This is a genomic window from Streptomyces sp. NPDC002795 (assembly GCF_042888725.1).
Taxonomy (GTDB): domain Bacteria; phylum Actinomycetota; class Actinomycetes; order Streptomycetales; family Streptomycetaceae; genus Streptomyces.
Map to the genome: position 1 here is coordinate 299,011 of NZ_JBIAQB010000009.1, position 24,133 is coordinate 323,143.

Here is a 24,133-nt window from a genome sequence, read left to right on the forward strand (position 1 = left end):
GATGTCTCAACTGTCGGTCGCCGCCCGGCCCGTGGAGGCGCGGACGACGAGGCGGGGAGGGGCGGTGGTGGAGCGGGGTGTGGGGTTCTCGGAGGTGCTTCCGGGTGCTTCCGGTGTGTCCAGGCGGTGCAGCAGCAGTTCGGCCGCGCGCCGTCCGCGCTCGGTGGAGCCCAGGTCGACGCTGGTCAGCGGGGGCCAGCCGGCCTGCGCGAGCACGCTGTCGTCCATCCCCGCGACCGCGACGTCCTCGGGTATCCGCAGGCCACGGGCGTGCAGGGCGCGGGCGGCGCCGAGCGCCAGCTGGTCGTTGGCGCCGAAGACCGCGTCGGGCCTCAGGTCGAGGAGCGACTCGGCGGCCGCGGCCCCGGACTCGATGCCGAAGTCCGTGTGCACGACGAGCTCCGGGGCGTACGCGAGTCCGCAGTCCGCGAGGGCCTTGCGGAAGCCCTCGCCGCGCTTGCGCCCGGGGACCGTGTCGGCGGGGCCGTTGACGAAGGCGATGCGGCGCCGGCCCGTCTCGTACAGATGGCGCACGGCGAGCGTGACGCCCTCGACGGAGTCGGCGCGCACGCTGTCGACCGGGACGCCGCTGGGCAGCGAGCCGATGACGACGACCGGGCCCGAGGCCGAGCGCAGCGCGTCCACATGGGCGTCCGTGATGCGGATGGGGCACAGGATGAGGCCGTCACTGGTGCGGTCGCCGAGGCTGCGGAGCACGGCGAGTTCGTCCTCGGCGACGGCGTCCGTGGAGTGCAGGAGGAGGCGGTACCCGGCGGCCTTGGCGACGGACTGGATGGCGCGGACCATCGCCACGTAGACCGGGTTGCCGATGTCGGGCATCGCGAAGGTGAGCTGGCGGGTGCGGCCGTCCTTGAGGGAGCGGGCCACCGCGTTGGGCACATAGCCGAGTTCGGCGGCGGCGCGCTCGACCTTCTCGACGGTCGCGGGGCGGGCCCCGAGACCGTTCAGCACGCGGGAGACGGACGCGATGGAGACCCCCGCGCGCTCGGCGATGGAGATGATCGTCGGCTGACCGCCACCGGTCGCCGCCGTCGCCTGCGTCGTGGTCCTCGGCACCGTGCCTGCCCCCTTCACCGTCACGCTGTAAACGTTTCCCACTTCTGTAAACGTTTACGGATGTTGCGCCCTCGTTTCCCGCCCGTCAACGCGCCGATCGTGTGATCCACCTCACGGGGGAGTCCGGGAAGGTGGAGGTCAGCGTGTTGCGCAGGGCGCAAAACCGCAGGTAAGTACGGCCTTCCTTGCTGGCAGGGTCGATTTTTCGCGCGTACTTTCGGACCCGTAGAAACAGCAGTCACAGGGGAGCGGGGTTCACGAGCATGACCATCATCGAGACCGGGGCGGCGCTCCATGACGCCCACCGGGACAACCACACGCACCGTGACGTCAACGGTGGCTGGCTGCGTCCCGCGGTCTTCGGTGCGATGGACGGGCTCGTCTCCAACTTCGCGCTCATGGCCGGCGTCGCGGGCGGCGCCGCCTCACAGCAGACGATCATCATCACCGGCCTGTCGGGCCTCGCCGCCGGAGCCTTCTCCATGGCCGCGGGCGAGTACACCTCCGTCGCCTCCCAGCGCGAGCTGGTCGAGGCCGAACTCGACGTCGAGCGCCGCGAGTTGAGGAAGCACCCGGCCGACGAGCAGAAGGAGCTCGCCGAGCTGTACGTCTCCCGCGGCGTCGAGCCGCAGCTCGCGCACGAGGTGGCCAGGCAGCTGTCGCGGGACCCCGAGCAGGCCCTGGAGATACATGCGCGCGAGGAGCTGGGCATCGACCCCGGCGATCTTCCCTCGCCGATGGTCGCCGCCGTCTCGTCCTTCGGGTCGTTCGCGCTCGGCGCCCTGATCCCGGTGCTGCCCTATCTGCTCGGGGCGAGCGCGCTGTGGCCCGCCGTGCTGCTCGCGCTCATCGGGCTCTTCGCGTGCGGGGCGGTCGTGGCCAAGGTGACGGCGCGTTCCTGGTGGTTCAGCGGGCTGCGACAGCTGGCGCTCGGTGGTGCCGCGGCGGGTGTGACGTATCTCCTGGGGAGCGTCTTCGGGACTTTTGCTGGTTGACGGGCCACGGCCGTGGCCCGAAGATGCCTATACAGCGCCTTGCATAACTAGTCGTTACCGCGCGGTTTCGATTACTGGACCACGGGGCATGAGCCGTAAGCGCTGAGGGCAATGAGGCCCGCGGCGCACACAGGCTCCACCCCGGCCCTCGGTCATCGATCTGCCCGGCGAGGCCTCTTCCGCCGCCACCCGCGGTGTCCGCATGTTGGAACGCAGTATCCGGTTCCCGAGAACCGACCCATCATGTAATCTGCACGAAATTTTTTGAGCTGCACTTCTCCGCAGAGGGCCAACGTCGTCCCTCGGCATGTACCTTGCCACGACGACGACGGGAGAGCCGATGCGTACCTCGCGCCAGCCGTCCCAGCATTCCAACAGCGCTCAGGCTTGGGCGCACATGGATGCTCGCCCTGCTGCCCAGGGCATGTACGACCCGCGTAACGAGCACGACGCCTGTGGCGTCGGGTTCGTGGCCACCCTCACAGGCGAGGCGAGCCACACGCTGGTCGAGCAGGCGCTGACCGTTCTGCGAAACCTGGAACACCGCGGTGCCACCGGCTCCGAGCCCGACTCGGGCGACGGAGCGGGCATCCTGTCCCAGGTTCCGGACGCCTTCCTGCGCGAGGTGGTCGACTTCGACCTCCCCGAGGCCGGTGCGTACGCCGTCGGTATCGCCTTCCTGCCCGGGGGCGACGCCACGGAGGAGGCCGACAACGCGGTCTCGCGGATCGAGACGATCGCCGCCGAAGAGGGCCTGAACGTCCTCGGCTGGCGCGAGGTCCCGGTCGCCCCGCAGCTGCTCGGCGCCACCGCCCGCTCGACGATGCCGGCCTTCCGCCAGATCTTCGTCGCGGACGGTGTCAACAAGGACATCGCGCTCGACCGCAAGGCGTTCGTGCTGCGCAAGCGCGCCGAGCGCGAGGCCGGCGTGTACTTCCCGTCGCTCTCCGCGCGCACGATCGTCTACAAGGGCATGCTGACCACCGGCCAGCTCGAGCCCTTCTTCCCGGACCTGTCCGACCGCCGCTTCGCTTCCGCGATCGCGCTCGTGCACTCCCGGTTCTCCACGAACACGTTCCCGTCGTGGCCGCTCGCGCACCCGTACCGCTTCGTCGCGCACAACGGTGAGATCAACACCGTCAAGGGCAACCGCAACTGGATGCGCGCCCGTGAGTCCCAGCTCGCCTCCGGGCTCTTCGGCGACTCGGACAACCTGGAGCGGACCTTCCCCGTCTGTACGCCGGACGCCTCCGACTCGGCGTCCTTCGACGAGGTCCTTGAGCTGCTGCACCTCGGTGGCCGTTCGCTGCCGCACAGCGTCCTGATGATGATCCCGGAGGCCTGGGAGAACCACGCCTCCATGGACCCGGCCCGACGCGCCTTCTACCAGTACCACTCCAACCTGATGGAGCCCTGGGACGGACCGGCCTGCGTCACCTTCACCGACGGCACCCAGGTCGGCGCCGTTCTCGACCGCAACGGTCTGCGTCCGGGCCGCTACTGGGTCACCGACGAGGGCCTCGTCGTCCTCGGCTCCGAGGTCGGCGTCCTCGACATCGACCCGGCCAAGGTCGTCAAGAAGGGCCGCCTCCAGCCCGGCCGGATGTTCCTCGTGGACACCGCCGAGCACCGCATCGTCGAGGACGACGAGATCAAGAACGCTCTCGCCTCCGAGCACCCCTACGAGGAGTGGCTCGAGGCCGGCGAGATCGAGCTCTCCGACCTCCCCGAGCGCGAGCACATCGTGCACACGCACGCCTCCGTCACGCGCCGCCAGCAGACCTTCGGCTACACCGAGGAAGAGCTGCGCATCCTCGTCGCGCCGATGGCCAAGGCCGCCGCCGAGCCGATCGGCTCGATGGGCACGGACACCCCGATCGCGGCGCTCTCAGCCCGCCCGCGGCTGCTCTTCGACTACTTCACGCAGCTGTTCGCGCAGGTCACCAACCCGCCGCTGGACGCCATCCGCGAGGAGCTCGTCACCTCGCTGCGCTCCCCGCTGGGCCCCGGCAGCAACCTCCTGGAGCCCACGGCCGCCACGTGCCGCGCGGTCACCCTGCCCTTCCCGGTGATCGACAACGACGAGCTCGCGAAGCTCATCCACATCAACGCCGACGGCGACATGCCCGGCATGAAGGCCGTGACCCTGTCCGGCCTGTACCGGGTGCACGGCGGCGGCGACTCGCTCGCCGCCCGGATCGACGAGATCTGCGCCGAGGCCGACGCCGCCCTGGAGGCCGGCGCCCGCCTGATCGTGCTCTCCGACCGGCACTCCGACGCCGAGCACGCGCCGATCCCCTCGCTGCTGCTCACCGCGGCCGTCCACCACCACCTCATCCGTACGAAGAAGCGCACCCAGGTGGGCCTCCTCGTCGAGGCCGGTGACGTGCGCGAGGTCCACCACGTGGCCCTGCTCATCGGCTTCGGCGCCGCGGCGGTCAACCCGTACCTGGCGATGGAGTCCGTCGAGGACCTGGTCCGCGCGGGCACCTTCCTCAACTCCGAGGAGATCGGCGGCCCGGAGCAGGCCATCCGGAACCTGATCTACGCGCTCGGCAAGGGCGTCCTCAAGGTCATGTCCAAGATGGGCATCTCGACCGTCGCCTCCTACCGCGGCGCCCAGGTCTTCGAGGCCGTCGGCCTCGACGAGGCCTTCGTCGAGAAGTACTTCAACGGCACCACCACCAAGATCGGCGGCGCCGACCTGCGCGTCATCTCCGAGGAGGTCGCCGCCCGGCACGCCAAGGCGTACCCCGCCTCCGGAATCGCGCCCGCGCACCGCGCGCTCGACATCGGCGGCGAGTACCAGTGGCGCCGCGAGGGCGAGCCGCACCTGTTCGACCCGGAGACGGTCTTCCGCCTCCAGCACGCCACGCGCTCCGGCAGCTACGACATCTTCAAGCAGTACACGGGCCGCGTGAACGAGCAGTCCGAGCGGCTCATGACGCTGCGCGGCCTGTTCAACTTCAAGTCCGAGGGCCGCGAGCCGATCTCCATCGACGAGGTCGAGCCGGCCTCCGAGATCGTCAAGCGGTTCTCGACCGGCGCCATGTCGTACGGCTCGATCTCGCAGGAAGCCCACGAGACGCTTGCCATCGCCATGAACCAGTTGGGCGGCAAGTCCAACACCGGTGAGGGCGGCGAGGACGCCGAGCGCCTGTACGACCCGGCGCGCCGCTCCTCGATCAAGCAGGTGGCCTCCGGCCGCTTCGGTGTGACCTCCGAGTACCTGGTCAACTCCGACGACATCCAGATCAAGATGGCGCAGGGCGCCAAGCCCGGCGAGGGCGGCCAGCTGCCCGGCCACAAGGTCTACCCGTGGGTCGCCAAGACGCGTCACTCGACGCCGGGCGTGGGCCTGATCTCCCCGCCGCCGCACCACGACATCTACTCCATCGAGGACCTGGCTCAGCTGATCCACGACCTCAAGAACGCCAACCCGCAGGCCCGCATCCACGTGAAGCTGGTCTCCGAGGTCGGCGTGGGTACGGTCGCGGCCGGTGTGTCCAAGGCGCACGCCGACGTCGTCCTGATCTCGGGCCACGACGGCGGCACGGGCGCGTCGCCGCTCACCTCGCTCAAGCACGCCGGTGGTCCCTGGGAGTTGGGCCTCGCCGAGACCCAGCAGACGCTGCTGCTCAACGGCCTGCGCGACCGCATCGTCGTACAGACCGACGGCCAGCTGAAGACCGGCCGTGACGTGCTGATCGCCGCGCTGCTCGGCGCCGAGGAGTTCGGTTTCGCGACCGCGCCGCTCGTCGTCTCCGGCTGCGTCATGATGCGCGTCTGCCACCTGGACACCTGCCCGGTCGGCATCGCCACGCAGAACCCGACGCTGCGCGAGCGGTTCTCCGGCAAGGCCGAGTACATCGTCAACTTCTTCCAGTTCATCGCCGAAGAGGTCCGCGAGCTGCTCGCCGAGATGGGCTTCCGCTCCATCGAGGAGGCCGTCGGCCACGCCGAACTCCTCGACACCGAGCGGGCCGTGAACCACTGGAAGGCGCAGGGCCTCGACCTGGAGCCGCTGTTCCACGTGCCGGACCTGCCCCAGGGCGCCGTCCGGCACCGGATCAACGACCAGGACCACGGCCTGGAGAAGGCGCTCGACAACGAGCTGATCAAGCTCGCCGCCGACGCCCTCGCCGCGAACGACCAGACGGACGCCCAGCCGGTGCGCGCCCAGGTCGCCATCCGCAACATCAACCGCACGGTCGGCACCATGCTCGGCCACGAGGTGACGAAGAAGTTCGGTGGCGCGGGCCTGCCCGACGACACCATCGACATCACCTTCACGGGCTCCGCGGGCCAGTCCTTCGGCGCCTTCGTCCCGCGCGGTGTGACGCTGCGCCTGGAGGGCGACGCCAACGACTACGTCGGCAAGGGCCTCTCCGGCGGCCGTGTCATCGTCCGCCCGGACCGCGGCGCCGACCACCTCGCCGAGTACTCGACGATCGCCGGCAACACCATCGCGTACGGCGCGACGGGCGGCGAGCTGTTCCTGCGCGGCCGCACCGGCGAGCGCTTCTGCGTCCGCAACTCCGGTGCCACGGTGGTCTCGGAGGGCGTGGGCGACCACGGCTGCGAGTACATGACCGGCGGTCACGCGGTGGTCCTCGGCGAGACGGGCCGCAACTTCGCGGCCGGCATGTCGGGCGGCGTCGCGTACGTCATCGACCTGAACCCCGATCACGTGAACGCCGGAAACGCCTCGGCGGTCGCCGTCCTCGACGACAGTGACAAGCAGTGGCTGCACGACGTGGTGCGCCGCCACGCCGAGGAGACCGGCTCGACGGTGGCCGAGAAGCTCCTCGCCGAGTGGACCACCTCGGTGGAGCGCTTCACGAAGATCATCCCCAGCACGTACAAGGCAGTGCTCGCCGCCAAGGACGCCGCCGAGCGAGACGGTCTCTCGGAGACCGAGATCACCGAGAAGATGATGGAGGCGGCGACCAATGGCTGATCCCAAGGGCTTTCTCAACCATGGCCGCGAGGTCGCGCAGACCCGCCCGGTCGACGAGCGCGTCAAGGACTGGAACGAGGTCTACGTTCCCGGCTCCCTGCTGCCCATCATCAGCAAGCAGGCGTCCCGCTGCATGGACTGCGGCATCCCGTTCTGTCACAACGGCTGCCCGCTGGGGAACCTGATCCCCGAGTGGAACGACTACGCGTACCGCGAGGACTGGTCGGCCGCGCAGGAGCGTCTGCACGCGACGAACAACTTCCCTGAATTCACCGGTCGGTTGTGCCCGGCTCCGTGCGAGTCGGCGTGTGTGCTCGGCATCAACCAGCCGGCCGTGACCATCAAGAACGTCGAGGTCTCGATCATCGACCAGGCGTGGGACCGGGGCGATGTCGCCCCGCAGATCCCCGAGCGTCTGTCGGGCAAGACCGTCGCCGTCATCGGCTCGGGACCGGCCGGTCTGGCCGCCGCCCAGCAGCTGACGCGGGCCGGTCACACGGTCGCCGTCTACGAGCGCGCCGACCGCATCGGCGGTCTGCTCCGCTACGGCATCCCCGAGTTCAAGATGGAGAAGCGCCACATCAACCGCCGCATCGAGCAGATGCGCGCGGAGGGCACCAAGTTCCGTACGGGCGTGGAGGTCGGCCGCGACATCGACGCCGCGGGCCTGCGCAAGCGCTACGACGCCGTGGTCGTGGCCGCGGGTGCGACCGTGTCGCGTGATCTCCCGGTCCCCGGCCGCGAGCTGAACGGCATCCACTTCGCCATGGAGTACCTGCCGCTCTCCAACAAGGTGCAGGAGGGCGACTTCGTGCAGCCCCCCATCACCGCCGAGGGCAAGCACGTCGTCGTGATCGGCGGCGGTGACACCGGCGCCGACTGCGTGGGCACCGCCCACCGCCAGGGCGCCGCCTCGGTGACGCAGCTGGAGATCATGCCGCAGCCGGGCGAGGAGCGGAACACGACCACGCAGCCGTGGCCGACATTCCCGATGCTCTACAAGGTCACCTCCGCGCACGAGGAGGGCGGCGAGCGCATCTACTCGGCGGGCACCACGCACTTCGAGGGCGACGAGGACGGCAACGTCCAGTGGCTGCACCTCGCAGAGGTCGAGTTCGTCGACGGCAAGCTCGTCAACAAGCCCGGCACCGAGCGCAAGATCCCGGCGCAGCTGGTCACCCTGGCGATGGGCTTCACGGGCACGGACCAGGAGAACGGTCTGGTCTCGCAGTTCGGCCTCGACCTCGACGCGCGCGGCAACGTCGACCGGGACGCCGAGTTCCAGACGAACGTGCCGGGTGTGTTCGTGGCGGGCGACGCCGGCCGCGGCCAGTCCCTCATCGTGTGGGCCATCGCGGAGGGCCGCTCGGCCGCCCGCGGCGTGGACCGCTTCCTGACGGGGGCCTCGGAGCTGCATGCCCCGATCCGGCCGACGGACCGCTCGCTGACCGTGTGACACTCCGTCAATAGACGTCCCGTACAACGGCGTACGGAACTGAGCGCGACGCTCGCCCTACAGTCCCCGACCGGACGCTTGGGCGGGCGTCGCGGTGCGTTCGCGTGCCTTGCTTCTGCCGGTCAGCCGATGTGGAACGTCTCCCCGTACACCTTCCACGTCAGCGGCGTCTTCAGGGACAGGTTGCCGTCGTAGAGGAACTGGCGCTGCGCCGTGTCGATCCGGGTCGTGTCGCGGTCGGGGTTCTTGGCCTTCATCGCCTTGCGGCGCTGGTCCAGGAAGATGTCCAGGTACGCCTTCTCGCGGCCGCCCTGGGACGGGGTGTCGGCCTCCTTGAGGGCGGCCTCGCGCAGGCCGTAGAAGCCGCGCGGTCCGGTGCCGGGGCCGTGCAGGACCATCGCGTCGTAGTAGATGAACTGGCCGAGCGTGCCCAGGCCGTCGAGCTTGGCGAGGCGGACCGCGGGCTCGAAGTAGCCGCGGTCGCGCTCCTTCTCCTGGACCTCCCGGAAGGCCTTGTGCGTGGCCTCCTGCTTCCACGCCGTGGTGAAGCCGGGGTCGAGGCCCTTGTGCGAGTCCGTGCCGTCGACCTCGCGCAGGGCGGGGAGGTAGCGGGCGAGACCGTTGTCCGGGTGGGTCTTCGTGTAGCGCTCGACCAGGGTCAGGAGGTCGTGGGTGCCGGTGCAGAAGCCGATGATGCCCGCCGTGTAGCCCTGGCCGTCGTCGATGTCCTCGATGTAGCCGTACTGGCCGCGCCAGTCGAGGGTCGAGTTCTCGGCGCTGGCGACGATCCGCTGCGCCAGGTCCTTCTGCCGCGGGGCGGCGAGGCCGGGCGGCAGGCTCGCGATCGCCTTGTCGTCGGCCTTGCGCTCCGCTTCAGACTGGTTGCCGGGGTGGGCCGGGGCGGAGGTGGTGGGGCGGGCGCGTGGGGCCGGGTCGTCGCCGGGTGACAGGAGGTAGACGGCGGCCGTGGCGAGTGGGGCCACGGCGACGAAGGAGAGGAGCAGGCAGCCCGCGCGTTTCATGCGGCACAGATTAAGCGAGTGTGTGTGCGACGTGGCGACCGGTGCCGTGGTTGCGGCCACGGGGCTCCGCCCCGGGCCCCGCGCCTCAATCGCCGGCGGGGCTTGATTTTGGTCACCCGCCGCCCCGTGGTCGGCGGGGCTTGGTGTGGCTCGTCTCCGCGCAGGAGCTTGAGTTGGCCCCCTGGCGCCGCCCATCTCCCACCATCCGCCCCCTCCGGGGGCTTCGGCCGCACGGGGTGGCGCTGCCGTGCCGCCCGAGCCTTGGGCAATCTGCCGCCTTGGGCGGCAGGGTGGGCAAGGCGGCGCCACGGTGCCGCGTGCCCCTTGTCGCAGGGCCCGGCCCCGTGGCCGCTACCCGAGCACCCGCTCCCGGCACTCCGCCGGCGTGCCCCACGCGTCCCGGAGCGGGCGGGCCTTGCGGAGCCATAGGGACAGGTCCAGCTCCTCCGTGTAGCCCACGGCGCCGTGAAGTTGCAGAGCGGCCCGCGCCGCCGCGTACGCCGCCTCGCCCGCCGCCAGTTTCGCCGCCGCGACATCGGTCGACGTCATCGTGAGTGCCGCACCGAACAGCAGCGGACGTGCGAACTCCAGGCCCACCAGCGCGTCCGCGAGCCGGTGCTTGACCGCCTGGAACGAGCCGATCGGCACACCGAACTGCTCGCGCTGCCGGACGTATTCAACCGTGCGGCGGAGCAGCTCCAGGCCGACGCCGAGCGACTGCGCCGCCGTCAGGAACGACGCCATGTCCACCGCCTCCCGCACCTTCGCGCCGCGCGCCACGACCTCGCCGCCCTCGGGCACGAACAGCCGCCGCGCGGGGTCGGCCGACTCCCGCAGCGGGCCGTGCCCGGCGGCGAGCCGTACCTCGTCGCCGTCCACCACGAAGACCGCGTCCGCCGAGTCCGCGTCCAGCGCGTACGGGCCCGCGGCCAGCGTCACCGCCGCCTCCCCGGCCGCGATCCGGGGCAGCCACTCCTTCCCGGCCTCCGTACCGTTCAGCAGCGCCGCCACCGCCGCCGTCTCGACCACCGGGCCCGGCACGGCGTGCCGCCCCAACTCCACGTACGACAGCGCGAGTTCCACCGGTAGCGGGCCCACCCCCTCGTACGCCTCCGGTACCGCGAGCGCGAACACCCCCGCCTCCGCGAGCCGCCCCCACAGCGCGCGACCGGGCGCGGCGTCGCCGCCCGCCCACGCCCGTATCGCCGACGGGGTGTCCGCCGCCGTGAGCATCCGGTCGAGCGTGCGGCCGAACTCGGCCTGCTCCGCGTCCAGGAGGAACCTCATCAGCGGCGTCCCTTCGGCAGGCCGAGCAGACGCTCGGCGATGATGTCGCGCTGGATCTCGTTCGTCCCCGCGTAGATCGGACCGGCCAGGGAGAAGGTGTAGCCCTCCGCCCACTCGCCCTCCGCCAACTCCCCGTGCGCACCGAGCAGTTCCAGCGCCGTCTCGTGCAGCGCGATGTCGTACTCCGACCAGAACACCTTGTTCAGGCTCGACTCCGCGCCTATCTGCTCGCCCGCCGCGAACCGTGACGCGTTGCCGTACGTGAACAGCTGGTACGCGCGCGCCCCGACCACCGCGTCCGCCACCCGGTCGCGCAGCGCCGGATCCGCGCCGCGCTCCCGCCACAGCCCGAGCAGCCGGTCCGCGGAGGCGAGGAAGCGGCCGGGGGAGCGGAGCATGAGCCCCCGCTCGTTCCCCGTCGTCGACATCGCGATGCGCCAGCCCTTGCCGACCTCCCCGATCACGTCCTCGTCGGGCACGAACACGTCGTCCAGGAACAGCTCGGCGAAGGCCGGCTTGCCGTCGATGCGGCCGATCGGCCGGACCGTGACCCCGGGCGCGCGCAGGTCGAACATCAGGTACGTGAGCCCGTGATGCGGCTTGGCCGCCTCCGGGTCCGTACGGAAGATGCCGAACGCCCGGTCCGCGAACGCCGCCCGCGACGACCACGTCTTCTGCCCGTTCAGCAGCCACCCGCCGTCCGTGCGCACCGCCCGCGAGCGCAGCGCCGCGAGGTCGGAGCCCGCCTCCGGCTCCGACCAGGCCTGCGCCCAGATCACCTCGCCGCTCGCCATCGACGGCAGCACGCGCGCCCGCTGCTCGTCCGTCGCGTGGTCGAAGAGCGTGGGCGCGAGGAGGTTGATCCCGTTCTGCGAGACGCGGCCCGGCGCACCCGCCGCGTAGTACTCCTCCTCGAAGATCAGCCACTTGAAGATGTCGACGCCGCGGCCCCCGAACTCCTCGGGCCACGAGACGACCGACCAGCGGTCCGCGGACATCTCGGCCTCCCACGCGCGGTGCGCGGCGAAGCCCTCCGCGGTCTCCAGGGAGGGCAGTGGCTCGGCCGGTACATGCTCGGTGAGCCACGCCCGCGCCTGCTCGCGGAACGCGTCCTGGTCCGGGGTGAACTCCAGGTTCATCGGGAGCCCGCCTCCTTCATCGCGCGCACGTCCATGCCGCCCAGCGAATCCGCCGCCGTCTCCGCGTTGTGCGCGTGCGCCAGGTGGTGCAGCCCGAAGACGGAGTCCATGCCCGCGTGCAGTCCCTGGAGGTCCTCCGCCTGGTTCACCGCGCGCTTGGTCAGCGCGAGCCCGAGCCGCGGCATCTCGCCCACCCGGTCCGCCAGATCGTGCGTGGCTGCGGCCAGTTCGTCCCGGGGCGCCACCCGGTTGACCATCCCCACCTCGTACGCCCTGCGCGCGCTCATCCGCTCGCCCGTGAAGAGGAACTCCTTGGCGATCCGCGGCGGCATCGCCCACGGGTGCGCGAAGTACTCGACGCCCGGAATCCCCATCCGCACGACGGGGTCGGCGAAGAACGCGTCCTCGCTCGCCACGATCAGGTCGCACACCCAGGCCAGCATCAACCCGCCCGCCACGCACGCCCCTTGCACCGAGGCGATCACCGGCTTCGGCAGCTCGCGCCAGCGCCTGCACATGCCCAGGTACACCTCCGACTCGCGGGCGAACCGCGACTCGGCGCCCCGCTTGTCGGAGTGGTCCCACCACAGCCCGGCCCGCCGCTCGAACGGCAGATGCGCGTCCCGCTCCGGCGTCCCGATGTCGTGCCCCGCCGAGAAGTGCTCGCCCGCGCCCGCGAGGACGACCACCTTCACGGCCTCGTCCTCGGCGGCCCGGTAGAAGGCGGCGTCCAGGGCGTACGTCATCGCCGAGTTCTGCGCGTTGCGGTACTTCGGGCGGTTCATCGTCACGTGGGCGACCCGGCCCCTGACCTCGTACAGGACGGGGGAGTCGGGGCTGGTGTCGGGGCTGGTCGCGGGGCCGGTCTCGGCGGAGTGCGCTGCGGGCATCGGATACATCCTTCCCTAACAAGTGTTTGGTAGGTTAGCTTATGAGCATGGACAGCGTCGAGCGTCGACCCGAAAGAGGTGCGCGTATGAGTTCGGTGGCTTCCACGGCTCCCGGTTACGTCCCCGGCCACCAACTGCTCGACGGGCGCGGCGCCGTCATCACCGCGGCCGCCGGCGCAGGGATAGGCGGCGCCACCGCGCGCCGCTTCCTGGAGGAGGGCGCCCGCGTCGTCATCAGCGACGCGCACGCGCGCCGTCTGAAGGAGAGCGAAGAGGCCCTCGCCGCCGAGTTCGGGCCCGAGCGGGTCTCCGCGCTCGCCTGCGACGTCACCGACGAGGAGCAGGTGCAGGCGCTCTTCGCGCACACCGCCGAGCGGCACGGCGGGCTCGACATAGTCGTGAACAACGCGGGACTCGGCGGCACTTCGGCGCTCGTCGACATGAGCGACGAACAGTGGACGAAGGTCCTGGACGTCACCTTGAACGGGACCTTCCGGTGTGTACGGGCCGCCCTGCGCGCCTTCCGTGACACCGGCAGCGGCGGCGTGATCGTCAACAACGCGTCCGTCATCGGCTGGCGCGCCCAGGCCGGTCAGGCGCACTACGCCGCGGCGAAGGCGGGCGTGATGGCCCTGACCAGGACCGCCGCGATAGAGGCCGCCGAGTTCGGGGTGCGGGTCAACGCGGTGGCGCCCAGCCTCGCCATGCACCCCCACCTCGTGAAGGTCACCTCGGAGGAGCTCCTCGCCGAGCTGACCGGGAAGGAGGCCTTCGGCCGGTACGCGCAGCCGTGGGAGGTGGCCAACGTGATGGTCTTCCTCGCCTCCGCCTACTCCTCGTACATGACCGGCGAAACCGTCTCCGTCAGCAGCCAGCGCGCATGAGCCCCTCGCCCGAGCGGCACCAAGAACTCCTCGCCACGGCGGCCGAGGTGTTCGCGGCGCAGGGCTACGACGCCACCACCGTGCGCCGGATCGCCGACGCCGCGGGGATGCTCGCGGGCAGCCTCTACTACCACTTCGACTCCAAGGACTCGATCGTCGAGGAGATCCTGCGCGGCTTCCTCGACGAGCTGTGGGGCCGCTACGACACCGTGCTCGCCGCCGGGCACGGGCCGCGCGAGACGATGCGGGCCCTGGTCACCGAGTCGTTCCGGGAGATCGACCGGCACGGGCCCGCCGTCGCCATCTACCAGAAGGAATCGAAGGCGCTCGCAACCAGGGAGCGGTTCGCGTTCCTCGCCGCGTCGCAGCGCAAATTCGAGCAGACCTGGCTGACCACCCTCCAGGAAGGCGTGGCGGCCGGGTCGTTCCGCGCCGACCTCGACATCCGGCTCACCTACCGGTTCGTGCGCGACACCGTGTGGGTCGCCGCGTCCTGGTACCGGCCGGGCGGCAGACACACCCCCGAGGAGATCGCCCGCGAATACCTCGCGATGGTGCTCGACGGGATAGCCCAGCCCCACCACCCTTAGAAGAGACTGGAGTTGATGCGTCATGGCCGAGGCCTACATCGTCGAAGCGGTCCGCACCCCCGTCGGGCGGCGCAAGGGCGGGCTCAGCGCCGTCCACCCCGCAGACCTGGGCGCCCATGTCCTCAAGGAGCTCGTCGCGCGGACCGGGGTCGACCCGGCCGCCGTCGAGGACGTCGTCTTCGGCTGCCTCGACACCGTCGGCCCGCAGGCCGGCGACATCGCCCGCACCTGCTGGCTCGCCGCCGGGCTCCCCGAAGAGGTGCCGGGCGTCACCGTCGACCGGCAGTGCGGCTCGTCCCAGCAGGCCGTCCACTTCGCGGCGCAGGGCGTGCTCTCCGGGACGCAGGACCTCGTCGTCGCGGGCGGCACACAGAACATGTCGATGATCCCGATCGCCTTCGCCTCCCGGCAGGCCGCCGAACCGCTCGGCCTCACCGATGGCCCCTACCTCGGCAGCGAGGGCTGGCGCGCCCGCTACGGCGACGCGCCCGTCAACCAGTTCCACGGCGCGGAACTCATCGCGGACAAGTGGGGCGTCACGCGGCAGGACCAGGAGGCGTGGGCGCTCCGCTCCCACCAGCGGGCACTGCGCGCGATCGACGAGGGCCGGTTCGCGAAGGAGACCATCGCCTACGGGGACGTCACCACCGACGAGGGACCGCGCCGGGACACGACCCTGGAGAAGATGGCCGGCCTGAACCCGGTCGTCGAGGGCGGCACCATCACCGCCGCCTGCTCCTCACAGGTCTCCGACGGCGCGGCGGCCATGCTGATCGCCTCCGAACAGGCCGTACGGGAACACGGGCTGACGCCCCGCGCCCGCATCCACCACCTCTCCGTACGCGGCGAGGACCCCATCCGGATGCTGTCCGCGCCCATCCCGGCGACCGCGTACGCGCTGAAGAAGACCGGCCTGACCATGGACGACATCGACCTCGTCGAGATCAACGAGGCGTTCGCGCCGGTCGTCCTCGCCTGGCTCAAGGAGACCGGCACCGACCCCGAGAAGGTCAACGTCAACGGCGGCGCCATCGCCCTCGGCCACCCCCTCGGCGCCACCGGCAGCAAGCTGATGACGACCCTGTTGCACGAACTGGAGCGCACCGGCGGCCGGTTCGGCCTCCAGACGATGTGCGAGGGCGGCGGTCAGGCCAACGTCACGATCATCGAGCGCCTGTGAGAACCCTCGCAGAAGTCGCGTCCCGCTGAGCGGGAACCGGCGGTGGAGCGCCGGGTGAGGTACGGCCAGGGTGAGGGCATGACCCGTACCCCTGTTCCTCCCGAGCCCGGCGACGCGCTCGCGCTGCGACGCCTCGCGGAGAGCTACGCGCTCGCCGTCGACGGACGCGAACCCGCCCTGCTCGACGCCCAGTTCACCACCGACGGCCGACTCGTCGCCCACAAGCCCGACGGCACGGTGCTGTGGGAGCGGACCGGCTCCGCCGAACGCAACAAGCTCTTCGACGAACTCGCCGTCTTCCCGCGCACCTTCCACCAGACCGGGAACCACGTCGGTGAAATGACCGGGCCCGACAGCGCCCGCGCCGTCACCTACAGCCTCGCCCACCACCTCGGCGCCGACGGGGGCGATGTGCGCTTCCTCGTCCGGTACGAGGACGAGTACCGGCGCACCGCGGACGGCTGGCGGATCGCCGTCCGCGCCGTCCTTCCCCAGTGGTACGAGAGGAGCGAGACGCTGTGAGCAGCAACCCTGTGGTCGAGTGGGACGAGACGGTCGACGTGCTGGTCGTCGGCTCCGGAGGCGCCGCCCTCACCGGCGCGTACAGCGCCGCCGCGCGCGGCCTCGACACCCTCGTCGTCGAGAAGACCGAGTACTTCGGCGGGACGACCGCGTACGCCGGAGCCTGCCTGTGGCTGCCCGGCAACCAGGCGCAGGCCCGCGCCGGCGTCGAGGACAGCGCCGACCTGGCCCGCGCGTACTTCCGGTCCCTGGTCGGCGATTCCACGCCGCACGAGATGCAGGACGCGTACCTCGACGGGGCCGGTCCCACGGTCGAGTTCCTGGAGCGCAGTGAACTGCTCCGGTTCGAGTACCGGCCGTTCCCCGACTACTACCCGGGCCCCGGCCGCTTCGACGCGGGCCGCGGGGTCTTCCCGGTCCCCCTGGAGCGGCCCGCGGGCGAGCAGCCGCTGCTCGACGCCGTCCGCCCGCCCGCGTGGAGCGAACGGCTGGGCGTGCCGGCGCCCGAAGGGGCGCTGACGGACGGCCGCGCGCTGATCGGCCGACTGCTGCTCGCACTGGAGGAGGCAGGTGGTCGGGCGCGCACGCGCACCGCGTTCACCGGGCTCGTACAGGACGAGGACGGCCGGGTCGTCGGCGCCGAGGTGCGTGACAAGGAGGGCCGCACGGTCCACATCCGTGCCCGGCGCGGTGTGCTGCTCGCCGCTGGCGGCTACGAGCGGGACGTCGAACTGCGCCGCGCCTGGGGCAACGGGCCGGGGACCGACTGGACGATGGGGCCCGCGGGCGGCGGCACGGGGGACGCGCTGCGGGCCGCGCAAGGGCTCGGCGCGGCGACGTCCCTGCTCGGCGAGAGCTGGTGGTGCCCGTCCGTGCTGTTCCCCGACGGCGGGGCGGCGTTCGCGCTCGGCTTCCGCGGCGGTGTCTTCGTCGACGCCGAGGGCCGCCGGTTCGCCAACGAGAGCCTGTCCTACGACCGGATGGGCCGGGCCATGATCGCGGCGGGGGCCGGGGACGCGCCGGATCGCCCCGTGTGGTGGGTGTGGGACGCGCGGCACGGCGAGGAGCCGCCCGGCATCGTCCTCGTCCCGGTCGACCGGGAGTCGTTCGAGGCGGCCGGGGTGTGGCACAGCGCGGACTCGGTGGAGGCGCTCGCCGAGGCGATCGGGGTGCCGGCGGAAGGCCTCGCGGCGACCGTCAAGACCTTCAACGCGTACGCGGAGAAGGGCCACGACCCGGAGTTCGGGCGCGGCGACGACCCCTACGACCGGTTCTTCGCGGGCGAGGGCGAGGAGGGCGCCCCCAACCCGTGCCTGCTGCCGCTGAGTTCGGGCTCCTTCCACGCGGTGCGGATGGTGCTCGGGGACCTCGGCACGAAGGGGGGCCTGGTCACCGACGTGGACGCGCGGGTCCTTCGCGAGGACGGGTCCGCGATCGACGGGCTGTACGCCGCCGGGAACACGGCGGCGAGCGTCACCGGGGCGGTGTATCCGGGGCCCGGCGCCCCCATCGGCACGGGAATGGTGTTCGGGTACCGGGCGGCGGGGCGCATGGCCGGGGCGTGAGTGCCGAGTAGCGCGGAAGGTCCGAGCAGGAACCGAGTGGGAGGCGTACGACGATGAGTGAGTGGCAGGGGCAACTGGCCGGGAAGGTCGCTCTGGTGACCGGCGCGGCCCGCGGGATGGGCGAGGCCGTCGCCCGCGAACTGGTGGCGCGCGGGGCGCGGGCCGTGCTCGGGGACGTACTGGTGGATGAAGGGGAGAAGGTGGCCGCCGGGCTCGGGGACGCGGCGCGGTTCGTGCGGCTCGACGTCACCGACGCGGCGTCCTGGGCGGCGGCCGTCGGGACCGCCCGCGACAGCTACGGCCGACTCGACATCCTCGTCAACAACGCCGCCATCTACACGACGTCACCCATCGTCGACGAGGACCCGGCCCAGTTGGAGCGGATCCTCCAGGTCGACCTCGTCGGGCCCTTCCTCGGCATCCAGGCCGTCGTCCCCGCCATGCGGGCCGGGGAGCGGGGCGGCGCGGTCGTCAACATCTCCTCGCAGGCCGGGGTCCAGGGCATCTGGGGGCACGGTTCGTACGGCGCCGCGAAGTGGGGGCTGCGCGGGCTGAGCCGGACCGCCGCCCTCGAACTCGGCGGCGACGGCATCCGCGTCAACGCCGTCTTCCCCGGCGCCATCGACACGGCGATGACCGCCCACCTCGGCACCACCGAGCACCCGGCCGCCGCGCTCGGCCGCATCGGCAGGCCCGAGGAGGTGGCCCGGCTCGTCGCGTTCCTCGCCTCCGACGACGCCTCCTACCTCACCGGCGCCGAGGTCGCCGCGGACGGCGGCGCGTCGGCCGGGCGGATGCCGGTGTTCGCTCAGCGCGGCCGGGGACAGGGGGACGGCCAATGACCCCGCCCGGCCGCCGCCCCCGCCCCGACGTGCAGGCACTCATCGACGCCTGCACCGCCAACTTCCCGGCGCTGGGCACCGAGTTCACCGATATCCGTGCCGTACGGGCGTACTTCGCGGAGCGTCCCACCCCGCCGCCACCCGGGCTGCCCGCGCTGCACCAAGTGGCCGACCTGGACGCCGACGGCGTGCCCGTGCGGGTCTACGACCCCGGGAGCGAGCACAAGGGTGCGCCCGTCGTCGTCTTCTTCCACGGCGGCGGCATGGTGCTGTGCTCCCTCGACTCGCACGACGGGTTCTGCCGCGAACTCGCCGCGGCGAGCGGCGCGTCGGTCGTGTCCGTCGACTACCGGCTCGCCCCCGAAGCCCCCTTCCCCGCCGCTCCCGAGGACGCGTACACCGCATTGCTGTGGGCGGCGAAGACCCATCCGGGCCGGCCGCTCGTCGTCGCCGGCGACAGTGCGGGCGGCAACCTCGCCGCCGTCGCCGCGCTGCTCGCCCGCGAGCGCGGCGGGCCCGCGCTCGCCGCCCAGCACCTGTACTACCCGATGCTGGACCCGGAGCGCTCCACGGCCTCGTACGAGGAGAACGCCGACGGGTACTTCGTCACCGCCGACCATCTGCGCTGGTACTGGCAGCAGTACCTGCCTCGCCCCGAGGACGCCCGCGACCCCCGCGCGACGCCCTTCGCCGCCGACCGGCTCGACGGTCTGCCGCCCGCGTTCGTCGTCACCGCCGGGCTCGACCCGCTGCGCGACGAGGGCAGGCGGTACGCGGAACTCCTGGCCGCGGCCGGGGTGCCCACGCGGTACCACTGCTACGACGAAGCGTTCCACGGCTTCATGTCGATGGGCGGGGACGCCGCGCTGCCCGAGGCGAAGGCGGCCCGCGCGGCAGCCTTCGCCCATCTGGCGAACCTCACCCGCTGAGCAGGTCGAACCCCTGGTACCCGTCCGCCGCGACCTTCTCGATGATGTCGCCGTACACCCCGAAACCACCGACGAACGGCATGAACACCCTTGGTTTACCAGGGATGTTGGCGCCGAGGTACCAGGAGTTCGCCGCCGTCATCAGCGTGCCGTCGGCCCGCTCCCGGCACTCGTCCACCCACGCGTCCACGGCATCGGTGCGCGCCTCCACACCCGCGTAGCCGCCCTCGCGCAGATGCCCGAGCAGCCCGGCGATCCAGTCGGTGTGCTGTTCGCCGCAGAGGATCATGTTGGCGAGGACGGACGGTGAGCCGGGGCCCGCGAGGTTGAAGAGGTTCGGGAAGCCGTCCACGCCGAGCCCGAGGTATGTGCGCGGGCCCGCGGCCCACGCCTCCTTCAGTGTGCGCCCGCCCCGTCCCGTGACGGAGATCCGGTCGACGGAGCCGGTCATCGCGTCGAAGCCGGTCGCGTACACGATCACGTCGAGTTCGACGAGCGTGCCGTCCGCGAGGCGGATGCCGGCCGCCTCGACCCGCTCGACGGGGTTGGCGCGCAGGTTCACCAGGCGCACATGGTCGCGGTTGTACGTCGCGAAATAGCCGTCGTCCGTGACGATGCGCTTGGTGCCGATGGGATGGTCGGTGGGGATGAGCTGCTCGGCGACGGCCGGGTCGGCGATCTCCGCGCGGACCTTCTCCTCCCAGAACCGGCGCGCCTCGTCGTTCGCCGCGCGGTCCGTGAGCTGGTCGGGGAACGTCTTCGAGTACAGGACCCCGCCCAGCTTCCAGCGCTTCTCGAAGGCCGTCCGGCGCTCGTCGGGCGAGGCGTCCAGCGTCTTCAGCGGATGCGCCATGTGCGGCGAGCCGCCCCCGGAGAGGCGGGCGAGACGGCGCCGCTCGGCGTACTCCGCCTTCTGCGCGGCGCGGTCGGCGTCGCTCAGCGGCTTGTTCCCCGCCGGGATCGAATAGTTGGCGCTGCGCTGAAACACCGTCAAGTGCGCCGCCTGCGCCGCGATCTCGGGGATCGACTGGATGCCGGAGGAGCCCGTGCCGATGACGCCGACCCGCAGCCCGGTGAAGTCCACGCCTTCGTGCGGCCACTCACCCGTGTGGTACGAGGCTCCTGCGAAGTCGGCGATGCCCTCGATCTCGGGGAGGTGCGTGGAGGACAGACAGCCGACGCCGAACAGTACGTACCGCGCCTCGACCACCTGGCCGCCGTCCGTGCGCACCGTCCAGCGCAGCCGCTCCTCGTCCAGTTCGGCACCGACCACGGACGTGCCGAAGGTGAAGTGCCGCCGCAGGTCGTGCCGCCGCGCCACATGCTCCACGTAGCGCAGGATCTCCGGCTGCGTCGCGTACTTCTCCGACCAGTCCCACTCCTGCTCCAGGTCCCTGTCGAAGGAGTACGAGTAGTCGACGGACTCCACGTCGCAGCGGGCGCCCGGATACCGGTTCCAGTACCAGACCCCGCCGACGTCGTCGCCCCGCTCGAACCCGGCGACACTGAAGCCGAGTTCACGCATCCGGTACGCGGCGTAGAGGCCGGAGAATCCGGCGCCGACGATGACGACATCCACCTGTTCGGGCATGGGGGTCCTTAGGGGGTCTGGGGGAACTCGGTCACGCCGGGAGGCTCGCAGAGCCGCCGCGACCGGTCAGCCACGGCTTCCCGCTCACCGGGAAGACACCGTCGCCGCCGCCTTCGCGCGCCGCCTACGTTCACCGCATCCGAGCAACCCACAGCGAGGAGCGGTCCCGATGCTCACCGACCACGAGCGGCGCAAGGCCGCCGAGGCGCTGGCCGCGGCGGAGGCGGCGCGCTCGCCGATCCGGCCGCTGACCGAGACCTTCGACGGCATCACCACCGTCGACGCGTACGAGATCCAGCTCATCGGCATCCGTGAACGGCTGGCCGCGGGCGAGACCGTCCACGGCCACAAGGTCGGCCTGTCGTCGCCCGTCATGCAGCAGATGATGGGCGTCGACGAGCCGGACTACGGCCACCTCCTGTCCACGATGGAGCTGGCCGAGGAGACCCCCGTGCCCGTCGGCCGGTACTGCGTGCCACGCGTCGAGGTCGAGATCGGCTTCGTACTGGGCGCGTCGCTGCCCGGCGAGCACTGCACCGCCGCCGACGTGCTCGCCGCGACCGAACGCGTCGTCCCGGCACTGGAGTTGATCGACTCCCGGATCGTGGACTGGCGCATCGCCATCGCCGACACCATCGCCGACAACGCCTCGTCGGCCGGATACGTGATCGGTGAGGGACGCCCCGTCGGCGACCTCGATCTCAAAGCGGTCGAGGCGCGACTGACCGACGACGGCGGCGAGTTGCTCGCGTCCGGGCGCGGCGACGCCGTCCTCGGCGACCCCGCGGAGTCCGTCGCCTGGCTCGCCCGCACGGTCGCCCGGTTCGGCGTGCGCCTGGAGGCCGGGCACCTGATCCTGCCCGGCTCGTGCACGCGGGCCGTCGACGTCGCGCCGGGCCGCACGTACACCGCCGACTTCACCGGGCTCGGCCCGGTGTCCCTCTCCTTCACCTAGGACGTGCCATGACGACCACAGACAGCAATCCCGTCGACGTACGCGTCATCGACTCCGGCGCCACCCCCACCCGCTTCGCCCGCGGCTGGCACTGCATCGGTCTCGCCGCCGACTTCCGCGACGGAAAGCCGCACGAGGTCGCGGCGTTCGGCACCACCCTCGTCGTCTTCGAGGGCGCCGAGGACGGGCAGCTGCACGTCCTGAACGCCTTCTGCCCGCACATGGGAGGCAACCTCGCCCACGGCACCGTCAAGGGCGACACCCTCGCCTGCCCCTTCCACGACTGGCGCTGGGGCGGCAACGGACGCTGCCGCGAGATCCCCTACGCCCGCCGCGTCCCGCCGCGCGCCAAGACCCGCACCTGGCACGCCCTGGAGCGCAACAAGCAGCTCTTCGTCTGGCACGACCCCGAGGGCAAGCCTCCCCGGCCGGAGCAGGAGATCCCCGAACTCGCCGGAATCCACGGCCCGTTGGAGGAGACTGCCCTCTGGTCCAACTGGCAGTGGAACTCCGTCACCATCGACACCAACTGCCGCGAGATCGTCGACAACGTCGTCGACATGGCGCACTTCTACTACGTGCACTACTCGTTCCCGACGTTCTTCAAGAACGTCTTCGAGGGCCACGTCGCCACCCAGTACATGAAGTCCGAGCCCCGCCCCGACGTCGACCTCGGCACCCTCTCCGCCTCCGGCGGACTGCGCTCGGAGGCCTCCTACTTCGGACCCTCGTACATGATCGACTGGCTGAACGCTGAGGTCGCGCCGGGTGTCGAGATGGAGACCGTCCTCATCAACTGCCACTACCCGGTGGGCCCGGACCGGTTCGTCCTCATGTACGGAGCCATGGTCAAGAAACTGCCCGGCATGAGCGACGAGGAGGCCGCCGAGGCCGCCCGCGTCACCAGCGAGGGCCTCGCCGTCGGCTTCGAGCAGGACGTCGAGATCTGGAAGAACAAGACCCGCATCGACAACCCGCTCCTCACCGAGGAGGACGGCCCGGTCTACCAACTGAGGCGCTGGTACGAGCAGTTCTACGTCGACGCCGCCGACGTCAAGGACGCGATGACGGACCGCTTCGAGTTCGAACTCGACACCCGGCACGCGAACGACAACTGGCGCGCCGAGGCCGAGCGGAACGTGGAGGCGGGCGGCGTCACCTCGTACATCACCGGCGGCGGGGCATGACGCCCGTCGGCTGCGGCACCTGCGGCAGCCAGGTGCTGTGCGAGAAGTACAGCCCGTACCACCTGCAGATCCAGTGGACGCGCGCCGCGTCGGCGGGCTGCCCGCGCCTCGGCGCGCAGGGCTGCCCGGAGCTGCGCGCGTCCATCGACCGGGCCGTCGACGAGGGGCGGCTGGAGGTGACTCGGCGTGACCAGCGCTGACCTCGCCGAGCCGATCACGGGGGGACAGTTGGAGGAGCACATGTCCACGATCGCCGTCACCGGAGCCGGCTCCGGCATGGGTGCCGCACTCGCCGCACGCCTGCGCGCACAGGGCCACACCGTCATCGGCGTCGACCTCAAGAACGCCGACGTCACCGCCGACCTGGGCGTCCCCGAGGGCCGCGCCCACGCCGTCGCCGAGATCACCCGCCGCAGCGGCGGCAGACTCGACGGCCTCCTGCCGTTCGCCGGAATCGCGGGCGGCGCGGGCCGCCCCTCAAGCCTGCTCGTATCCGTCAACTACTACGGCGCGATACGCCTGTTGGAGGGTCTGCGCCCGGCGCTCGCCGCCGCCGGAACCTCCTCCGTCGTCCTGGCCTCCTCCAACTCCACGACCACCCAGCCGAACTGGCCGGAACACGTCGCCGCGGCCTGCCTCGCCGGCGACGAGACGGAAGCCCGCCGCGTCGCCGACGAGGCAGGCGCACAGGACGGCGGCATCGGCGCCTACCCCGCCACCAAGGCCGCCCTCGCCTGGTACGCCCGCACCCGCGCCGCCGACCACCAGGCCGACGGCATCCGCCTGAACGCGGTCGCCCCCGGCTACATCGACACCCCCATGACCCGCGCCGCCGCCGAGGACCCGACGACCGCCGAGGGCATCCGGCAGTTCCTCGCCTCGATCCCGGCGGGCCGCGCGGGACGGCCCGAGGAGATCGCGGACCTGGTGGAGTTCCTGCTGTCCCCGAAGTCCGCGTACTGCGTCGGCTCCGTCTTCTGCGCCGACGGCGGCCTCGACGCCCAACTGCGCGGAACGGACTGGCCGAAGGTGTGGCACCCCGAGGCGTAGGGCCGCCGAACC

General features: G+C 71.5%; 20 protein-coding genes. 14 read left to right on the forward strand and 6 right to left on the reverse strand.

Features of this window, described 5'->3' with window-relative positions:
* Positions 1-6: 6 nt before the first annotated feature.
* Entirely contained in the window at positions 7-1,101 is a 1,095-nt protein-coding gene (locus ACFYWS_RS27600; RefSeq protein WP_389280847.1) for a LacI family DNA-binding transcriptional regulator, read from the reverse strand.
* Positions 1,102-1,340: 239 nt separating this feature from the next.
* On the opposite strand from ACFYWS_RS27600, the gene ACFYWS_RS27605 reads away from it, so the two are divergent.
* The 3 genes from ACFYWS_RS27605 (at position 1,341) to ACFYWS_RS27615 (ending at position 8,488) form a co-directional block, all read left to right on the forward strand.
* Positions 1,341-2,072, forward strand: coding sequence for a VIT1/CCC1 transporter family protein (locus tag ACFYWS_RS27605; protein ID WP_389280848.1), 732 nt, complete (start codon positions 1,341-1,343; stop codon positions 2,070-2,072).
* Positions 2,073-2,412: 340 nt separating this feature from the next.
* Entirely contained in the window at positions 2,413-7,032 is a 4,620-nt protein-coding gene (gene gltB / locus ACFYWS_RS27610; RefSeq protein WP_389280850.1) for a glutamate synthase large subunit, read from the forward strand.
* Positions 7,025-8,488, forward strand: coding sequence for a glutamate synthase subunit beta (locus tag ACFYWS_RS27615; protein WP_389280852.1), 1,464 nt, complete (start codon positions 7,025-7,027; stop codon positions 8,486-8,488). Before gltB ends, ACFYWS_RS27615 begins: the two co-directional genes overlap by 8 nt.
* Before the next feature lie 122 nt (positions 8,489-8,610).
* Here the strand turns inward: ACFYWS_RS27615 and ACFYWS_RS27620 are convergent, their stop codons facing one another.
* The 4 genes from ACFYWS_RS27620 to ACFYWS_RS27635 form a co-directional block, all read right to left on the reverse strand.
* Positions 8,611-9,510: a chitosanase gene (locus tag ACFYWS_RS27620; RefSeq protein WP_389280854.1), complete on the reverse strand. Its 900-nt coding sequence runs from the start codon at positions 9,508-9,510 to the stop codon at positions 8,611-8,613.
* A 351-nt stretch (positions 9,511-9,861) separates the two neighbouring features.
* Positions 9,862-10,797: an acyl-CoA dehydrogenase family protein gene (locus ACFYWS_RS27625; protein ID WP_389280856.1), complete on the reverse strand. Its 936-nt coding sequence runs from the start codon at positions 10,795-10,797 to the stop codon at positions 9,862-9,864.
* On the reverse strand, positions 10,797-11,936 hold the full coding sequence (locus ACFYWS_RS27630) for an acyl-CoA dehydrogenase family protein (protein ID WP_389280858.1): 1,140 nt from the start codon (positions 11,934-11,936) through the stop codon (positions 10,797-10,799). Before ACFYWS_RS27630 ends, ACFYWS_RS27625 begins: the two co-directional genes overlap by 1 nt.
* Entirely contained in the window at positions 11,933-12,826 is an 894-nt protein-coding gene (locus ACFYWS_RS27635; protein WP_389280860.1) for an enoyl-CoA hydratase, read from the reverse strand. The genes ACFYWS_RS27630 and ACFYWS_RS27635 overlap by 4 nt, the downstream gene beginning before the upstream one ends.
* A gap of 86 nt (positions 12,827-12,912) precedes the next feature.
* On the opposite strand from ACFYWS_RS27635, the gene ACFYWS_RS27640 reads away from it, so the two are divergent.
* The 7 genes from ACFYWS_RS27640 to ACFYWS_RS27670 all read left to right on the forward strand — a co-directional run bounded on the left by ACFYWS_RS27640 (position 12,913) and on the right by ACFYWS_RS27670 (position 19,338).
* Positions 12,913-13,710 carry an SDR family oxidoreductase gene (locus ACFYWS_RS27640; RefSeq protein ID WP_389280862.1) on the forward strand — a complete coding sequence of 266 codons (798 nt, stop codon included), beginning with the start codon at positions 12,913-12,915 and terminating at the stop codon, positions 13,708-13,710.
* Positions 13,707-14,300 (forward strand): TetR/AcrR family transcriptional regulator, encoded by a 594-nt coding sequence (locus ACFYWS_RS27645; RefSeq protein WP_389280863.1) that lies wholly within the window; start codon positions 13,707-13,709, stop codon positions 14,298-14,300. The genes ACFYWS_RS27640 and ACFYWS_RS27645 overlap by 4 nt, the downstream gene beginning before the upstream one ends.
* A gap of 22 nt (positions 14,301-14,322) precedes the next feature.
* Positions 14,323-15,480, forward strand: coding sequence for an acetyl-CoA C-acetyltransferase (locus ACFYWS_RS27650; RefSeq protein ID WP_389280865.1), 1,158 nt, complete (start codon positions 14,323-14,325; stop codon positions 15,478-15,480).
* Positions 15,481-15,558: 78 nt separating this feature from the next.
* Positions 15,559-16,002: a nuclear transport factor 2 family protein gene (locus tag ACFYWS_RS27655; RefSeq protein WP_389280867.1), complete on the forward strand. Its 444-nt coding sequence runs from the start codon at positions 15,559-15,561 to the stop codon at positions 16,000-16,002.
* Entirely contained in the window at positions 15,999-17,567 is a 1,569-nt protein-coding gene (locus ACFYWS_RS27660) for an FAD-dependent oxidoreductase (protein WP_389280869.1), read from the forward strand. The genes ACFYWS_RS27655 and ACFYWS_RS27660 overlap by 4 nt, the downstream gene beginning before the upstream one ends.
* 53 nt (positions 17,568-17,620) lie before the next feature.
* On the forward strand, positions 17,621-18,409 hold the full coding sequence (locus ACFYWS_RS27665) for an SDR family NAD(P)-dependent oxidoreductase (protein WP_389280870.1): 789 nt from the start codon (positions 17,621-17,623) through the stop codon (positions 18,407-18,409).
* Complete coding sequence (locus tag ACFYWS_RS27670; protein WP_389280872.1) at positions 18,406-19,338, forward strand: alpha/beta hydrolase; 933 nt, start codon at positions 18,406-18,408, stop codon at positions 19,336-19,338. The genes ACFYWS_RS27665 and ACFYWS_RS27670 overlap by 4 nt, the downstream gene beginning before the upstream one ends.
* On the opposite strand, the gene ACFYWS_RS27675 is transcribed toward ACFYWS_RS27670, so the two are convergent.
* On the reverse strand, positions 19,328-20,929 hold the full coding sequence (locus ACFYWS_RS27675) for a flavin-containing monooxygenase (protein ID WP_389280874.1): 1,602 nt from the start codon (positions 20,927-20,929) through the stop codon (positions 19,328-19,330). The two genes, ACFYWS_RS27670 and ACFYWS_RS27675, sit on opposite strands and share 11 nt — an antisense overlap.
* Before the next feature lie 169 nt (positions 20,930-21,098).
* On the opposite strand from ACFYWS_RS27675, the gene ACFYWS_RS27680 reads away from it, so the two are divergent.
* From ACFYWS_RS27680 to ACFYWS_RS27695, 4 genes are read left to right on the forward strand one after another with little or no spacing between them, the layout of a single operon-like run.
* Positions 21,099-21,884: a 2-keto-4-pentenoate hydratase gene (locus ACFYWS_RS27680; RefSeq protein ID WP_389280876.1), complete on the forward strand. Its 786-nt coding sequence runs from the start codon at positions 21,099-21,101 to the stop codon at positions 21,882-21,884.
* An 8-nt stretch (positions 21,885-21,892) separates the two neighbouring features.
* Entirely contained in the window at positions 21,893-23,071 is a 1,179-nt protein-coding gene (locus tag ACFYWS_RS27685) for a Rieske 2Fe-2S domain-containing protein (RefSeq protein ID WP_389280877.1), read from the forward strand.
* On the forward strand, positions 23,068-23,271 hold the full coding sequence (locus tag ACFYWS_RS27690; protein WP_389280880.1) for a hypothetical protein: 204 nt from the start codon (positions 23,068-23,070) through the stop codon (positions 23,269-23,271). Before ACFYWS_RS27685 ends, ACFYWS_RS27690 begins: the two co-directional genes overlap by 4 nt.
* The gene (locus ACFYWS_RS27695) at positions 23,258-24,121 is read left to right on the forward strand and encodes an SDR family oxidoreductase (RefSeq protein WP_389280882.1); all 864 of its coding nucleotides are present in this window, start codon (positions 23,258-23,260) and stop codon (positions 24,119-24,121) included. Before ACFYWS_RS27690 ends, ACFYWS_RS27695 begins: the two co-directional genes overlap by 14 nt.
* Positions 24,122-24,133: the final 12 nt, after the last annotated feature.

Coding starts and splice junctions, on each gene's coding strand:
- ACFYWS_RS27605 (WP_389280848.1), top strand. CDS start 1,341: ATGACCATCATCGAGACCGGGGCGGCGCTCCATGACGCCCACCGGGAC.
- gltB (WP_389280850.1), top strand. CDS start 2,413: ATGCGTACCTCGCGCCAGCCGTCCCAGCATTCCAACAGCGCTCAGGCT.
- ACFYWS_RS27615 (WP_389280852.1), top strand. CDS start 7,025: ATGGCTGATCCCAAGGGCTTTCTCAACCATGGCCGCGAGGTCGCGCAG.
- ACFYWS_RS27620 (WP_389280854.1), bottom strand. CDS start 9,510: ATGAAACGCGCGGGCTGCCTGCTCCTCTCCTTCGTCGCCGTGGCCCCA.
- ACFYWS_RS27625 (WP_389280856.1), bottom strand. CDS start 10,797: ATGAGGTTCCTCCTGGACGCGGAGCAGGCCGAGTTCGGCCGCACGCTC.
- ACFYWS_RS27630 (WP_389280858.1), bottom strand. CDS start 11,936: ATGAACCTGGAGTTCACCCCGGACCAGGACGCGTTCCGCGAGCAGGCG.
- ACFYWS_RS27635 (WP_389280860.1), bottom strand. CDS start 12,826: ATGCCCGCAGCGCACTCCGCCGAGACCGGCCCCGCGACCAGCCCCGAC.
- ACFYWS_RS27640 (WP_389280862.1), top strand. CDS start 12,913: ATGAGTTCGGTGGCTTCCACGGCTCCCGGTTACGTCCCCGGCCACCAA.
- ACFYWS_RS27645 (WP_389280863.1), top strand. CDS start 13,707: ATGAGCCCCTCGCCCGAGCGGCACCAAGAACTCCTCGCCACGGCGGCC.
- ACFYWS_RS27650 (WP_389280865.1), top strand. CDS start 14,323: ATGGCCGAGGCCTACATCGTCGAAGCGGTCCGCACCCCCGTCGGGCGG.
- ACFYWS_RS27655 (WP_389280867.1), top strand. CDS start 15,559: ATGACCCGTACCCCTGTTCCTCCCGAGCCCGGCGACGCGCTCGCGCTG.
- ACFYWS_RS27665 (WP_389280870.1), top strand. CDS start 17,621: ATGAGTGAGTGGCAGGGGCAACTGGCCGGGAAGGTCGCTCTGGTGACC.
- ACFYWS_RS27670 (WP_389280872.1), top strand. CDS start 18,406: ATGACCCCGCCCGGCCGCCGCCCCCGCCCCGACGTGCAGGCACTCATC.
- ACFYWS_RS27675 (WP_389280874.1), bottom strand. CDS start 20,929: ATGCCCGAACAGGTGGATGTCGTCATCGTCGGCGCCGGATTCTCCGGC.
- ACFYWS_RS27680 (WP_389280876.1), top strand. CDS start 21,099: ATGCTCACCGACCACGAGCGGCGCAAGGCCGCCGAGGCGCTGGCCGCG.
- ACFYWS_RS27685 (WP_389280877.1), top strand. CDS start 21,893: ATGACGACCACAGACAGCAATCCCGTCGACGTACGCGTCATCGACTCC.
- ACFYWS_RS27690 (WP_389280880.1), top strand. CDS start 23,068: ATGACGCCCGTCGGCTGCGGCACCTGCGGCAGCCAGGTGCTGTGCGAG.